Raw genomic sequence first — 13,733 nt, 5'->3', positions numbered from 1 at the left:
TATCCCCGGGAGTAAAGCCCGCTTTATCGCGGGTTGTCAGGCCAGGTACTCGGCGGCCGCGCGGAGGCTGACGTGGGAGCCGCTGAAGGTGTCGATGCGGTCGCCGGGGGTCTGCGGGCCGGGGACGCCGGTCTCGACGTGGATCAGGCCTGGCACGGAGGTGCGGAAGACCTCGAGCATCGACCGGACCGCGGGGTGGCGGTGCGCTTCGCGGGTGACCACCACGACGCTCGCGAAGCCGGGCGCCGCCGCGAGCACCGAGTCGACGTCGCCAGGGGACACGGTCAGCGCGCGCGTTCCCGGCACCAAGGACGTCAGCAGCGCGCCGAGTCCCCATGGCATCGGCCCGGCGGCGATGTTCGGGTCCGTCTGGATGTCCACGACCAGCGGCGCGCCGTCCAGCCGAGGCGAACCCTGGACACGCAACGCCTTGCGCGCCGCTTCCATGCCCAGCCGGTAGTCGACCGGCGTGATCTCCGCGGCCGAAGGCGCCGAGGACAGCTCGGCCGTGCGCGCCGACGCCTCCTCGAGCCGTTCCAGGGGAAGATCCCCCGACGTCACCGCGGCGACGATGGTCGCCGTGATCCGGTCGAGCACGTCGGCGTCGAAGGCCGCGCCGCCGATGCACAGCGCGTCCGCGCCCGCGGCCAGCGAGCGCACAGCGGCCTGGCCGAGGCCGTCCTGCCTGCCGTACTCCCCCGACACCGCGCCCATCTCGAGCGCGTCGGTGATGACCGCGCCGGTGAAGCCCAGCTCCTCCTTCAGCACCGAGGTCAGCGCGCGGGGGTTGAGCGTCGCGGGCAGCTCGCCCCACGCGGGGACGACCAGGTGCCCGGTCATGATCGACCGCACCCCGGCGCGGATGGCCGCCTGGAACGGGACGAGCTCGATCTCGCGCAGTTCCTCCTCGGTGCGGCCGAGCACCGGGAGCGCCACGTGGGAGTCCTCGGTGGCCGCGCCGTGGCCGGGGAAGTGCTTGGCGCAGGCCGCGACGCCGTACTTCTGCAACCCGGTCACGTAGGCCGCGACGTGCACCGACGCCCGCACCGGGTCCGAGCCGAACGCGCGGACGCCGATCACCGGGTCCTCCGCGGCCAGCGTCAGGTCAGCGCAGGGCGCGAGGTTGACCGTCACGCCGCACGCGGCCAGCCGCTCGCCGAGCGCGGCCGCGACCGAGGTGGTCAGCTCGGGGTCGTCGGCGGCGCCGAGCGCGAGCGGGCCCGGCACGAACGAGCCGGTGGCGACGTCGAGCCTGGTGACGTCGCCGCCTTCCTCGTCGATGCCGATGACCACGTCCGGCCGCTCCGAGCGCAGCCCGGCGGTGAGCGCGGCGACCTGCTCGTCGTCGACCACGTTGCGGCCGAACAGGATCACGCCGCCGAGCCCGTCGCCGATGCGGCGGCGCAGCCAGTCGGGGGCCGTGGTGCCCGCGAAACCGGGCAGCAGTACGGATTCGGCGAGCTTCTCAGGTGACGACAACGGCTATCCCTTCACCGCGCCGGCGGTCATGCCGGACACCAGCTTGCGTTGCACGATCAGGAAGAAGATCAGCGCGGGCACCGCGTAGATGGCCGACGCGGCCATCACGCCGCCCCAGTCGACGGAGAACGCGGTCTTGAACGACGACAGCCACACCGGCAGCGTCTGCTTGTCCTTGTCCCGCATGAACACCAGCGCGAACAGGAACTCGTTCCACGCGGTGATGAAGCTGAACACCGACGTCGTGACGAGCCCCGGCCCGAGCAGCGGCAGCGTGACCCGGCGGAACGCGCCCGCCTGGCTGCAGCCGTCGATCATCGCCGCCTCTTCGAGCTCGAACGGGATGCCGTTGACGAACCCGTACAGCATCCAGATGGTGAACGGCAGCGTCGTCACGAAGTAGATCAGCAGCAGCGACGGCAGCGTGTTGAGCAGCCCGGCGTCCCGCATCAGCAGGTACATCGGGATGAACAGCGCCTCGACCGGCGCCAGCTGCGCGACCAGCACCAGCAGCAGGAAACCCTTGCGGCCGCGGAACTTGAACCGCGAGAGCGGGATCGCGGCGAGCACACCGGCGACCAGCGCGCACAGCACCGCGCCGACCGTGACGATCAGGCTGTTCGTCAGGTACGTCAGGAAGCCCGGCTTGCTCAGCGCCGAGGTGAAGTTCTCCAGCGTCGCGGAGAACGGGATCAGGTCGTACTTCGGCGACAGGACCTCGCCCGGCGTCTTCAGCGACGTGGTGAACATCCAGTACGTCGGGAAGAAGAAGAGGAACGCGACGATCAGGCCGACGGCGGACAGCGTGATCCGCGCCGGGAGTGACTTTTTCATGAGATGTCGCCCTCTTTCGTGCGCACCAGCAGCTGGATGTACCTGGCGGTCAGCGTGACGAGCACCAGCAGCATCAGCACGGCGATCGCGGCGGCGGCGCCGAAGTGGCTGCCCGCGACACCCTTGAGGTACAGGTAGACCGGCAGCGTCGTGCTCCCGCCGTCAGGGCCGCCCTGGCGGATGGCCCACACCTGGGCGAACACCTTGAAGTCCCAGAGGACCGAGAGGAAGGTGACCATGGTCAGGATCGGCCGGATCGCGGGCCAGGTGACCGCCCAGAAGGCCTGCCACGGGCTCGCGCCGTCCATCGACGCCGCCTCGTACTGCTCCTGCGGCACCCCGATCAGGCCGGCGTAGAGCGTGAACGCCACGAACGGCACCGCCTGCCACAGGATCAGCAGGCCGATCACGGTCAGTGTGCTCGGCCCGGTGGAAAACCACGAGAAGCCGATGAAGCTGTGGAACCCGAGCTTGTCGAGCGTCTTGTTCAGGATCCCGTACTGCTGATCGAAGATCCACTGGAAGACCGTGGTCGTCGCGATCACCGGCACCGCCCAGGCGAGCACCAGCGTCACTTGCAGGATGATCCGCACGACCGGCCCGAGATGACGCATCAGCAGCGCCACGAACAACGCGGCGAGGATGGTGGCGATCACCAGCGACGCGGTGAACACCAGCGTCCGGACGGTGACTTCCCAGAACTCGGGGTCGGCCAGCGTCTTGGTGAAGTTCTCGAAGCCGATCCAGACCATCTGGCCCCTGACCAGCTCGCCCAGGTCGAGCCTGCGCAGGCTGATGGCGAACAGCTGGATGGTCGGCCAGCCCAGCAGCACCACGATGGCGACCAGCGCGGGCAGGATCAGCAGGTACGGCACGGTCTTCTGGCCCAGCCTGCCAGGCCGCTTCGACACCGGGCGCTCGGCACGCGCCGGTGCCGGCGGGGTCGCCCCCGCCGGCACCGGCGCTTCTTTCGTCGAGGTCATCCGCCGATGATCTTGTCGAGCGCGGCGTTGGCGTCCGCGGTCGCCTGGTCCAGCGTCTTCTTGCCGGTCAGGTACGCGGTCAGCATGTCCTTCAGCGGGTTCTGGCCGGACTCGACCTCGCCCCACTTCGGGCTGGTGGGCACGGCACGGCCGTTCTTCGAGGCCTTGGCCATCACGCTGGCCAGCGGGTCGGAGTCGAGGCCGCTGGTGTCGGTGGAGGCGCCGGGCACGTATCCGGCCTTGACGAGCTCACCCTGGTACTTCGCGGAGCACATGAGCTTGATGTAGTCCTTGGCCAGCTGCTGGTTCTTGCTGTTCAGCGGGACCATCAGGTTCGAGCCACCGAGGAACACCGGCGCGGTCTGGCCCGCGGTCTTGCTCGGGATCGGGAACGCGCCCGACTTGTCCTTCAGGCTCGGGTCGGTCTTGGCGGCCGTGGCGACCTCGTAGGGCGCGCCGATGAACATCGCGACCTTGCCTGCGCCGTAGATGGTGGCCTGCTGCGGGGTGGCCTCGTCGTTGTCCTTCGGTGCCTTGGTGCCGGAGGTCTCGACCAGCTGCTTGTAGAACTCGATGCCCGCCTTGGAACCGGCGCTGTCCAGCGTCGACTTGAACTTCTTGCCGTCGGCCTTGGCGATGTCACCGCCGTCGTCCCAGAGGAACGAGAGCAGCGCGTACCAGTACTGGCCAGGCAGGTACAGCGGCTGGAAGTCGGGGTCGCTGCCGAACTTGGCCTTGAGCTTGGTGATGGCGTCCAGCCACTCCGCGCGCGAGGTCGGCGGCGTGGTGATGCCCGCCTGCTCGAACATGTCCTTGCGGTAGATCACTTCGCGGTTCGCGGCGTAGAACGGCACACCGTAGGTCTTGCCGTCATACTCGCCGGAGGCCTTGAGGCCCGCGAGCCACTGGGGGCCGTTGAAGTCCGCGACGGAGCCGGAGAGGTCCGCCGCCACGCCCTGCGCGGCGAAGAACGGCGTCTGGGTGTTGCCGACCTCGATCACGTCGGGCGGGCTGTCACTGGCCAGCGCGGCGGTGAGCTTCTCCTGGATGCCCTTCCACTGCTGGATCTCGTACTTGACCTTGACCCCGGGGTGCGCGTCTTCGAAATCCTTGTGCAGTGCGGCGCTCATGGAGTCGGGCGCGGTGCCGGTCATCAGCCAGACCGTGATCGTCCCGTCCTTGGGCGGCGCGCTCGACTGGTTGCCCGCGTCACTGCCGCCTGATCCGGCACAGCCCGCGGCCGCGAGCGTGGTGGCGGCGATACCCGCCGCAAGCTTGAGCCAGCGCTTCACTCGTTGCCGTCCTTTCGATGCCCGGCTACCGGCCGGGCGGCCAAAAATGGTGTAGACCAATGCGGCGAGAGTGGTACGTACCACAGCAACTGTCAAGGCTGTTGCCCGTACGTTGCAAAGAAGACAGCATTTCTTAGCGCTCAGTCACCGGACGCTCACGGTGCGGCCATAAGATCGCGAGAGACCGACGAAGTGCCCCGGGATGCCGGTCAGCCTCAACATGGTTCGGGAAAGTCCCTTTACGCGACAAGGGTCGTGAGTGTTCCCGACGGTTAGAACCGCCCACCCGTCGCCCACCACCACCCTCAACGGAGGCGCTGCGCGCCGCAGTGTTTATGCAACACTCACGACCCCTTACGCGTTCAGGTCAGCTTTCGAGTGCCCGAAAGGCCGCCTCCTGTGCCCATTCGGCCGCGGCCTTGGGACTGTCGTGCAGCAGCTGCTTGCACCGCTGGCCCGGGTTCGCGCCGCCGAGCACGGACCCCGCGCAGGCCGCGACCGGACGGAAGTCGTCCGGCCCGCGCCACAGGCTCGCGCCCTGGATGAAACCGTGGTCGAGCGACGCCCGCGAGATCCGCTTGAGCTGACGGTAGGTCTGGTGTTGCTCGGTCACCGCGCGCACGTAGTCGGCCGTGATGTCACTCCTGGACACCCCGGCGTCGTCGGTGGCGAGCCCGATCGGGACGCCGAACCGCTGATACCAGCGCATCGGGTGCTCGGGGCCGGACACCCCGAGGATCTGCGCGTTGCTCGTCAACGGGGTCTCGACCAGCACATGCCGGTCCGCCATTTCCCGCGCCAGCTGCGCGGCGTTGGTCTCGTGACGCACGGCGACGCCGTGGCCGATGCGTTCCGCGCCCGCGATCTCGACGGCCTCCCTGATGTGGAACAGGATGTCGGCGGGCGGGACCAGCTCCGGCGTCAGCTCGCCCGCGTGCAGCGTGACGCGAGTCTTCGGGTAGAGCTTGCGCAGGAAACCGACCATGGTCATGTGCAGGTGGTAGTCCCGCAACGCGATGGGGTCGCCTTCGGGCTGCACCAGGTTGACGCCGACGTAGCGGCCGTCGACCTGGCCGAGCTCGAAGCCGAGCAGCAGGTGCGCGAAGACGACCTCGGGATCGGTCGCACGTCCGACTTGGTAGTCGTAACGCTTGGGAAAGACGCAGGTTCGCGAAGCCGCGGGCGTTCCGCACTTGAGCGCGGCGTCGAACTGGGCGTAGTCGGCGTCGGTGTCCGCCTGCGCGGCGGTGACGATCTTGGCCATCGCGCCGCCGTCCAGCATTTTCCGCCGCATGACGGCGAAATCGGCGTCGAACCCGGTCTTGGTGGCGAGCGCGCGCACCGCCGAGCCCTGCCGCGAGATCAAGGTCTCCAGGTAGAACTGGTTCTGCCGCCGCGCGATGTCGGCGACCTCGGCGAGCATGTCGCCCTTGTGCCGGTCGGTGGCCGCGACGAACTTGCCGAAAGTCGCGAAGAAATGGTCATGGCCGGATTCCGGGCCATTCGGATCGAAGCCTTCCATCGACCAGGCACGCAACACGGCCGAATAAAAAGCCTTGTCCGTATTCGTGTCCGAGGCGGGCCGCTGCGTCGCCGTGCACGGCGGAGCGGACGCGGTCAGAGTCGCTTTGTCGATACACAGACCGTCCGCGACGGAATAGCGGATCAGCGACTCCGTCGACACCGCCCCGGAGAGGTGATTATGCAGGTCACCACCCTTCGGGAAGGCACGCAAGAACTCGGCGAGACCGTCCGGACCAGCCCGCAGCGCGTCGAGCCTGGCGGACGCCCGGTCTTCCGCGGACGACGGCGCGGCGACGGCCGGAACCGCCATGGTCAGGCCTGCCACCACCGTCGCGCACACCGCGAACAGCATCGCTCTTCGGATCAGCACATTTCCTCCCCTTGCCGCACGGAAAAAGGCCAGGCTTTCTTTCCTAGCGGCTCACGCTTTGCCTGTGATCCGCCGAAAGAGCGGCTAATCCGCGATCAGGAAATCTCGCGCGCCGAATCCGTTGAACCCGCCGCGTTCCCGCTGGCGCCTGACCAGCCAGCGCCCCGGCGCGACACCGCTACCGCCGTGCTCGGGGTGGATCAGGTAGACCGGCGCGGTGTTCTCGAAGAGCACGATCCCGAGCGAGACCGGGTCGTACACCTCCGCGGTCCACCGGCAGGTTCCGGCATCGGCGACGAGGGTGTGCGGGTGGGCGCCGTTCTCGCCACGCACCAGCTCGAAGCCGTCCGCGGCCACCGGCCGCCAGCGCGCCCAGCCCTGCTCGACGACGTCGCCGAGCATGTCCATCGGCACGACGATCAGGTCACCCTGGGCCTGCGGGCCGTCGATCACCGAGACGGCAACCTGCCGTTCCAGGTGGTCCAGCACGTCGAGTCCGGTCCGGTCGAGCAGTTCGGCCAAGTACATGTCTCACCTCAGGTGTGGGAAGGAATCAGGTGCGGCGTGCCAGTCGCGCGTACTGGGCTCCGCTGAGCCCGTATGACCAGCCGGCCGCGGCGACGGGGTCGTCGAACCAGGCAGGCACGTGCAGCCCGTACCGGCGGCGGGTGCCGTCGCGCTCGACGGAACCGTTGACGGCGAGCAGCAGCCTGCTCGAACCGGTCTGCCGGGCGGGCAGTTTGTAGAGAAACAATTCGCAGCCGGGGTTTCCGGGATCACTCGCCTGACTCACCAGTGCCAACCCGGCCTGCTCGATGTACTCGGCCCAGCCGATCCGCTCGATCGCGCAGCGGCGCACCTCGATGTTGCGTTCCGCCGAAATCCGTTCGGCGATGGGATCTTCGATCACCCACCAGGGCACCCTGGTGCCTCGCCAAGCGTGCACGCCGAAGCCATCGCGGTAGACGAGCGCCGGGCCGGTTTCGCTGTGCAGCGACACTTCCCCGTTCAGCGCGTCGGAGATCGGCTCGGCGTGCAGCACGACCGGGCGTTCCGAAAGCACGCACAGGTCTTCGCGCGGCCACCACCAGCCGCAGGACCGCACGATCGCCGCCCAGAGCCCGAGTTGCTCGATGTCGGCGGCGCCGAACCGCGCGACGCCGACCCGATGGCAGATGTCGTAGTACGCCACCCAATCGGCCTCGAACTGACCGTACCAGCCGAACCGGGGCAGCGCGGTCAGCTCCGCCCGCACCGCGTCGACGATGGTCGACCTGAGCACCGTCCGCAGCACCCGGCGGACGTTCACGTTCAGCATCACCCGCAGGTCGACGCCGGATCGCAAGGCCACGAGCGGATCCGACGGCGGCTCGACCGGCCGCAGGTGCCGCGGTTCCACCGGAAGCCGCACACGACGGTCGAGACGGCCACGCAGCTCGACGACGAGCGAAGCCAACCGGCCTTCCAGCGGCCAGCGCCCCTCCACGCTGAGCGCGGCCGACACCGGCACGACGTCCGCCGCCGCGGCGGGGGAATCGACCCAGGCGAATTCGGGCGGCGGCCGGTCGGCGAGTGTGTAGAGAGCGGTTATCGCGGATTCGGCGGCAGGCCGATCAGCGGGGGCTCGGGACAGACCGTGCGCCAGCCACTCGGCGCGGAGTTCGGCCGCACGCCACCAAGCTTCGGATGCACCAGGGAGGCGACTGATCCGTCGCCGGGCCGCGCTCAACGCGGCAGGGCGGACACGCCCTTTCCATCAGACATATCCCGATCATGGCAGCATCTCTGCCGGTCTCGCAACCTGCCGGACACCGCCTGATCGGCCTCGGCGCCAACCGCACCGGCCCGGGTGCGCGGGCGTCCGATATGAGATGCTCCCCATGCTTGAGGGCAGGCCATACGAGAGGTGACGGGTGTGACCAGCTGGACCGACGTGATCAACTTTGTCCGTACGCGGTACGAGGTGCTGGAGGAGACCGGCGACTGGCTGCGGTTCCGGCTCGACACCGAGGAAAACCGGACCCAGCAGGTGTCCGTGCACCACGTGAGCGGCGACGGCGCGGCCTGGCTGGAGATCTCCTCCCCGGTCGGCTACGCGGACAAGATCGACGCGCGCCGCCTGCTCGAGCTGGCCGGCTCGTCGCTGGTCGGCGGTGCGGGCGTGGTCGACGGGGTCGCGCTGCTCAAGCACACCGTCCCGCTGGCCGACCTGAGCGTGCGCGACGAGTTCGAGCGGCCGCTGCACCTCGTGGTCGCTCAGGCCGACGCCTTCGAGCGGGAGCTCACGAACTCCGACGAGTTCTAGGCCGTTGCGCTGAGCGGAACGATTTCCTAGGCGCGTTCTCGCGCCTTCATTAGCCTCCACGACATGATTGCCACAGTCGTGTGGGGAACCGGGAATGTCGGCAGAGCCGCCATTCGCGCGGTCGACGCGAACCCGGCGTTGAAACTCGTGGCCGTGCTCGTGCACGACCCCGCGAAGGTCGGCCGTGACGCCGGTGAGCTGGCGGGCCTCGGCCACGAGCTCGGCGTCGCCGCCACCGACGACGCCGGCGCCGTGCTCGCGGCGAGTCCCGGCGCCGTCGTCTACGCGGCGTCCGGCGACATCCGTCCCGTCGAAGCACTCGACGACATCACGGCCGCGATCAAGGCGGGCGCGGTCGTCGTCACGCCGTCGCTGTACGCGCTCTACGACCAGCGCAACGCGCCAGCCGAACTGCGTGACCCGGTGCTCGCCGCGATCGAGGCGGGCGGCGGCTCGCTGTTCGTGTCCGGCGTGGATCCCGGCTGGGGCAACGACGTGCTGCCGTTGCTCGTCAGCGGTCTCGGCACGACCGTCGACGTCATCCGCTGCCAGGAGATCTTCGACTACTCGACCTACGAGCAGCCGGACTCCGTGCGCTACCTCGTCGGCATGGGCCAGCCGATGGACTACGCGCCGCCGATGCTCGCGCCGATGGTGCCGACCATGGTGTGGGGCGGCCAGATCCGGCTGATGGCCCGCGCGCTCGGCGCCGAGGTCGACGAGATCCGCGAGACCGTCGACCGCCGTCCGCTCGAAACCACGATCACCACCAGGACCATGGGCGAGTTCGAGGCGGGCACCCAGGGCGCGGTGCGGTTCGAGGTGATCGGCGTCGTCGGCGGCGAACCCCGCATCGTCATCGAGCACGTCACGCGCATCCACCCGTCGTGCGCGCCGGACTGGCCGATGCCGCCGAACTCCTCGGGCGCGCACCGCGTGATCATCGAAGGCCGCCCCCGCATCGAAGTCACCATCGAGGCCACCGACGAGGGCGAAAACCGCTCGGCGGGCGGCAACGCGACCGCGGTCGGCAGGCTCGTCAACGCCATCGACTGGCTCGTGGCCGCGGAACCCGGCCTCTACGACGCACTCGACGTCCCATTGCGACCCGCGATCGGCAAACTCGGAAAGGTGGCCCGATGAACATCGACATCCCCGAAGGCAAGGACCCGATCGCCTACGTCTGGGGCGAGATGGTGCCCGGCATCGGCGTCGCGGCGTCCAACTTCTCGCTGTCGGTGTACTCGCACACGACACTCGGCCTGCGCGAGTTCGAAGCGGCCCGGCTGCGGATCGCCCAGATCAACGGCTGCGTGTTCTGCCTCGACTGGCGCACCGAGCGCGACGGCGTGAAGGTCGAGGACGAGTTCCCGACGGCCGTGCTGGAGTGGCGCACGACCGACGCCTTCGACGACCGCACCCGGCTGGCCGCGGAGTACGCCGAGCGGTACGCGCTCGACCACCACGGGCTCGACGAGGAGTTCTGGTCGCGGATGACCGCGCACTACAGCCAGCTGGAGATCGTCGAACTGAGCATGAGCATCGGGTCGTGGCTCGCCTTCGGCCGCCTCAACCACGTGCTGGGGCTGGACACCGTCTGCATGATCCCCAAGATCTAAAAGCTCGTGAGTGGTATGACCGGTTAGAACCGGCCATACCACTCACGAGCGTTTCAGAGGTCGGTGGCGATGATCTTCTCGATGTTGCGCTCCGCCAGCGCCGTGATCGTGACGAACGGGTTGACGCTCGTGTTGCCGGGGATGAGCGAGCCGTCGATCGCGTAGAGGCCCGGGTATCCGTTCAGGCGGCCGTAGTTGTCGGTGGCCTTGCCGAGTACCGCGCCGCCGAGTGGGTGGTAGGTCAGATGGTCGCCCCAGATCTTGTACACGCCGAACAGGTCGGTGCGGTAGATCGTGCCCTCCTTGGCGTTGATCTTGTCGAAGATCGACTTGGCCATGTCGATCGACGGCTGCTTCCACGCGGTCTGCCAGTTGAGGTCGACCTTGTTCGCCGCGCCGTTCCACGAGAATTCGGCGCGGTTGGGGTTCTTCGTGATCGACAGATAGAACGAGGCGTACGTTTCGATGCCCGTCGGCAGCGGGGCGACTTCGGCGAAGGCGCCGCCGCCCGCCCAGTTGTCGATGCCACCGCAGGGAATGGACGACTGGAGCGCGCCGGTCGCGTCCCACAGGTGGTTGGCGCGGCCGCACATGACGTTGCCGTTGTCGCCCCAGCCCTTGCCGACCTCGGTGCTGAGGTTGGGCAGCGCGCCGGTCGCCTTGAGTTTGACCAGAAGCTTGCTGGTGCCGACACTTCCCGCCGCGAAGAACACCTTGTCGGCGGTGACGATCTTGGTGGCGATGGTGTCGCCGTTGGTGTTGAGCTGATCGATGGTGACCGTGTAGCCGCCGCCGGACGCGGGCGCCACCGAGGTGACCTTGTGCAGTGGCGTGATGGTGACGCGACCGGTCGCCTTGATCTGCGCGAGGTAGGTCTTCTGCAGGGACTTCTTGCCGTAGTTGTTGCCGTACAGGATTTCCCCGGCCAGCGCGGACTTCGGGACGGTGCCGGCGGCCTCCTGCTTCATGTAGTCCCAGTCGTACACGTCCGGCACGAAGACGAACGGGAAACCGGACCGCTGCGCGTGTTTGCGGCCGACTCGGGCGTATTGGTACGCCGGCGTGGTGTCAAACCAGGCGGGGTCGATGGTGCTGACGCCGAGACCGGCGTTGGCGCGCGGGTAGTAGGTGCTGTACATCTCGTCGGCGTTGACCGTCGGGAGCACGGCGCCGAAGTTCTCCCGTTTCGGCGTGACGGCCATGCCGCCGTTGACGAGCGAGCCGCCGCCGACGCCACGGCCCTGGTACACGATGATCCCGCCGAACTCCTCGGCGTCGAGAATGCCGGTGTAGCGCGGGATGTCCTTGTCGATGGGGAAGCCGAGGAAATTGCTCAGCGGCTGTTTGGTCCGGGTCCGCAGCCAGAACGAACGCTGATCAGGGGTGGTCGTGTTGGCGAAGATCTTGCCGTCGGAGCCGGGGGTGTCCCAGGCCATCCCCATCTCGACCATCTGCACGTCGACCCCGGCCTGCGCGAGGCGCAGCGCGGCCACCGAGCCGCCGTATCCGGTGCCGATGACCAACGCCGGAACCCGTGCCCCGGGGGTCAGCGGCGGGGCCGCGGCGGCACGGCCACCGACCATCGCGGCGCCCAATATAGAACTTGTTCCTACGATGAACGTGCGACGCGATACATCCCCGAAACCCTTATAACTCCTGCTCTTGTCGCCCATGTGACGTTCCTCACTGTTGGCAGATAAGAACAAGTTATACTTGCAGGAATAAGTCAAGTCACTACGTACTTGCGAGTAACTTTCAGGTTGGCGAAAAGCGACGACATCGGCCTGAAAGTGCTCAGATGGTGAGCACTTTGAGCGGCAGACTCGTCCTCAACAGACACCGAGGGAAGGACCCACCGATGTTCCGAGGATTCAGCACCTTCACCGTTTTCGCCGACGACGTGACCGCGGCTTCGGCTTGGTACAGCGAACTCTTCGGCGTCGAGCCGTATTTCGTCCGCCCGCTCGACGGCCCGCCCGCGTACGCCGAGTTCCGGATCGGCGACTACCAGGCCGAATTCGGCATCCTCGACACGAGCTTTTCCCCGCACGGCAAGGCGGAACGCCCCGGCGGCACGGTGACCTACTGGGCCGTCGACGACGTGCAGGCCGCCTTCGACCGGCTGCTCGAACTCGGCGCCGCGGTGCACGACAAGCCCGTCGAACGGGGCCCCGGCTTCGTCACGGCGTCGGTGATCGACCCCTTCGGCAACATACTCGGGGTCATGTACAACCAGCACTACTTCGACGTGCTGGCAGCAAAAAGGTCGTGAGTGTTCCCGACGGTTCTATTTGGGCGGAAAGTCAAACATGGCGTAGTCGACGCTTCGACGATGTGGCGTTGGGGCCATCTGACGCCTCAAACACCGCATCGTCAGCCCACTCGCCGCTGCGCGAAGGGCCCGTTGTGCAGGGTTTTCGGCCGCTCAGTGGCCGAAAATCCCGCACAACCCACCAGTACACACCGACCGATGACGTGAACGCCTCGTTCGCAACGCACAACGTTGCGAACGAGGCGTTCACGTCATCCGAAGCCACCCAACCAGCCCAAGAATACGGTCAAAGAAGACTAAAGCGGACAAAAGGTCAGGCTGCGGAGTTCTCCGACGACCCCACTGGCGCGGCGGAAGTCGGCTACCACCGCGCCGCCTTTGCCCTTCCCCTCAATAACCGTCGGCAACACTCACGACCCCGCGAAAACTCAGCTCGCGGTCGTCTTGCGGGCGGGCAGCTTCCAGTCCGGCCGGATGAAGTGGCAGGTGTACCCGTTCGGGTAACGCTCCAGGTAGTCCTGGTGCTCCGGCTCGGCCTCCCAGAACGGCCCGGCGGGTTCGACCTCGGTGACGGCCTTGCCGGGCCAGAGGCCGGAAGCGTCGACGTCGGCGATGGTGTCCTCGGCGACGCGCTTCTGCTCTTCGCTCGTGTAGTAGATCGCCGAGCGGTAGCTGAGGCCGAGGTCGTTGCCCTGGCGGTTCTTGGTGGTCGGGTCGTGGATCTGGAAGAAGAACTCCAGCAGCGCGCGGTAGGTGATGCGCTCGGGGTCGAACAGGATCTCGATGGCCTCGGCGTGGGTGCCGTGGTTGCGGTACGTGGCATTGGGCACGTCGCCGCCGGTGTAGCCCACCCGGGTGGCGAGCACGCCGTCGTACTTGCGGATCAGGTCCTGCATGCCCCAAAAACAGCCGCCCGCGAGCACGGCCTTCTCGCTGGTCACAGTCATGTCCTCACTCTCCTCGTGAGATTCAACGCCCGCCCGTCTCCGGCGATTCCCGGCGGCTCTACGCCACCTTACGTACCGCGAAGAGACGACACCGGGCGGACGCCCGGA

Annotated in this window: 13 protein-coding genes; 4 read left to right on the top strand and 9 right to left on the bottom strand. The window is 67.9% G+C overall.

Translation table 11 applies throughout. The annotated features are described in order from the left end of the window. Positions 1-36 precede the first annotated feature (36 nt). The 7 genes from AB5J62_RS06110 to AB5J62_RS06080 form a co-directional block, all read right to left on the bottom strand. Entirely contained in the window at positions 37-1,479 is a 1,443-nt protein-coding gene (locus AB5J62_RS06110; RefSeq protein ID WP_370947127.1) for a glycoside hydrolase family 3 protein, read from the bottom strand. Positions 1,480-1,482: 3 nt separating this feature from the next. Beyond that, positions 1,483-2,313, bottom strand: a complete 831-nt coding sequence (locus tag AB5J62_RS06105) for a carbohydrate ABC transporter permease (protein ID WP_370947126.1) — start codon at positions 2,311-2,313, stop codon at positions 1,483-1,485. After that, on the bottom strand, positions 2,310-3,296 hold the full coding sequence (locus tag AB5J62_RS06100; protein WP_370947125.1) for a carbohydrate ABC transporter permease: 987 nt from the start codon (positions 3,294-3,296) through the stop codon (positions 2,310-2,312). The genes AB5J62_RS06105 and AB5J62_RS06100 overlap by 4 nt, the downstream gene beginning before the upstream one ends. Next, positions 3,293-4,588: a sugar ABC transporter substrate-binding protein gene (locus AB5J62_RS06095; protein WP_370947124.1), complete on the bottom strand. Its 1,296-nt coding sequence runs from the start codon at positions 4,586-4,588 to the stop codon at positions 3,293-3,295. Before AB5J62_RS06095 ends, AB5J62_RS06100 begins: the two co-directional genes overlap by 4 nt. Before the next feature lie 367 nt (positions 4,589-4,955). Further along, positions 4,956-6,482 (bottom strand): adenosine deaminase, encoded by a 1,527-nt coding sequence (locus AB5J62_RS06090; RefSeq protein WP_370947123.1) that lies wholly within the window; start codon positions 6,480-6,482, stop codon positions 4,956-4,958. Between the two features lie 84 nt (positions 6,483-6,566). After that, complete coding sequence (locus AB5J62_RS06085; RefSeq protein ID WP_370947122.1) at positions 6,567-7,010, bottom strand: hypothetical protein; 444 nt, start codon at positions 7,008-7,010, stop codon at positions 6,567-6,569. Between the two features lie 25 nt (positions 7,011-7,035). After that, positions 7,036-8,211 carry a DUF6745 domain-containing protein gene (locus AB5J62_RS06080; protein WP_370947121.1) on the bottom strand — a complete coding sequence of 392 codons (1,176 nt, stop codon included), beginning with the start codon at positions 8,209-8,211 and terminating at the stop codon, positions 7,036-7,038. Between the two features lie 186 nt (positions 8,212-8,397). On the opposite strand from AB5J62_RS06080, the gene AB5J62_RS06075 reads away from it, so the two are divergent. The 3 genes from AB5J62_RS06075 (at position 8,398) to AB5J62_RS06065 (ending at position 10,406) form a co-directional block, all read left to right on the top strand. Further along, positions 8,398-8,787 (top strand): hypothetical protein, encoded by a 390-nt coding sequence (locus tag AB5J62_RS06075; RefSeq protein ID WP_370947120.1) that lies wholly within the window; start codon positions 8,398-8,400, stop codon positions 8,785-8,787. Positions 8,788-8,850: 63 nt separating this feature from the next. Beyond that, a complete protein-coding gene (locus AB5J62_RS06070; protein WP_370947119.1) occupies positions 8,851-9,930 on the top strand; it encodes a dihydrodipicolinate reductase in 1,080 nt (359 codons plus the stop codon). Then, positions 9,927-10,406: a carboxymuconolactone decarboxylase family protein gene (locus AB5J62_RS06065; RefSeq protein WP_370947118.1), complete on the top strand. Its 480-nt coding sequence runs from the start codon at positions 9,927-9,929 to the stop codon at positions 10,404-10,406. Before AB5J62_RS06070 ends, AB5J62_RS06065 begins: the two co-directional genes overlap by 4 nt. A gap of 53 nt (positions 10,407-10,459) precedes the next feature. Here AB5J62_RS06065 and AB5J62_RS06060 read toward each other — a convergent pair whose 3' ends face one another. Then, positions 10,460-11,989: a GMC oxidoreductase gene (locus AB5J62_RS06060; RefSeq protein WP_370947117.1), complete on the bottom strand. Its 1,530-nt coding sequence runs from the start codon at positions 11,987-11,989 to the stop codon at positions 10,460-10,462. Between the two features lie 275 nt (positions 11,990-12,264). Between AB5J62_RS06060 and AB5J62_RS06055 the strand changes: the two genes are divergently transcribed. Then, positions 12,265-12,678 (top strand): VOC family protein, encoded by a 414-nt coding sequence (locus AB5J62_RS06055; RefSeq protein ID WP_370947116.1) that lies wholly within the window; start codon positions 12,265-12,267, stop codon positions 12,676-12,678. Between the two features lie 428 nt (positions 12,679-13,106). Here the strand turns inward: AB5J62_RS06055 and msrA are convergent, their stop codons facing one another. Next, positions 13,107-13,625 (bottom strand): peptide-methionine (S)-S-oxide reductase MsrA, encoded by a 519-nt coding sequence (msrA, locus tag AB5J62_RS06050; RefSeq protein ID WP_370947115.1) that lies wholly within the window; start codon positions 13,623-13,625, stop codon positions 13,107-13,109. Positions 13,626-13,733: the final 108 nt, after the last annotated feature.

The organism is Amycolatopsis sp. cg5 (genome assembly GCF_041346955.1).
Taxonomy (GTDB): domain Bacteria; phylum Actinomycetota; class Actinomycetes; order Mycobacteriales; family Pseudonocardiaceae; genus Amycolatopsis.
Note: the sequence above shows the minus strand (reverse complement) of the source record. Positions and strands in the feature narration are given on the sequence as shown.

Coding starts and splice junctions, on each gene's coding strand:
- AB5J62_RS06105 (WP_370947126.1), bottom strand. CDS start 2,313: ATGAAAAAGTCACTCCCGGCGCGGATCACGCTGTCCGCCGTCGGCCTG.
- AB5J62_RS06100 (WP_370947125.1), bottom strand. CDS start 3,296: ATGACCTCGACGAAAGAAGCGCCGGTGCCGGCGGGGGCGACCCCGCCG.
- AB5J62_RS06085 (WP_370947122.1), bottom strand. CDS start 7,010: ATGTACTTGGCCGAACTGCTCGACCGGACCGGACTCGACGTGCTGGAC.
- AB5J62_RS06070 (WP_370947119.1), top strand. CDS start 8,851: ATGATTGCCACAGTCGTGTGGGGAACCGGGAATGTCGGCAGAGCCGCC.
- AB5J62_RS06065 (WP_370947118.1), top strand. CDS start 9,927: ATGAACATCGACATCCCCGAAGGCAAGGACCCGATCGCCTACGTCTGG.
- AB5J62_RS06060 (WP_370947117.1), bottom strand. CDS start 11,989: ATGGTCGGTGGCCGTGCCGCCGCGGCCCCGCCGCTGACCCCCGGGGCA.
- AB5J62_RS06055 (WP_370947116.1), top strand. CDS start 12,265: ATGTTCCGAGGATTCAGCACCTTCACCGTTTTCGCCGACGACGTGACC.
- msrA (WP_370947115.1), bottom strand. CDS start 13,625: ATGACTGTGACCAGCGAGAAGGCCGTGCTCGCGGGCGGCTGTTTTTGG.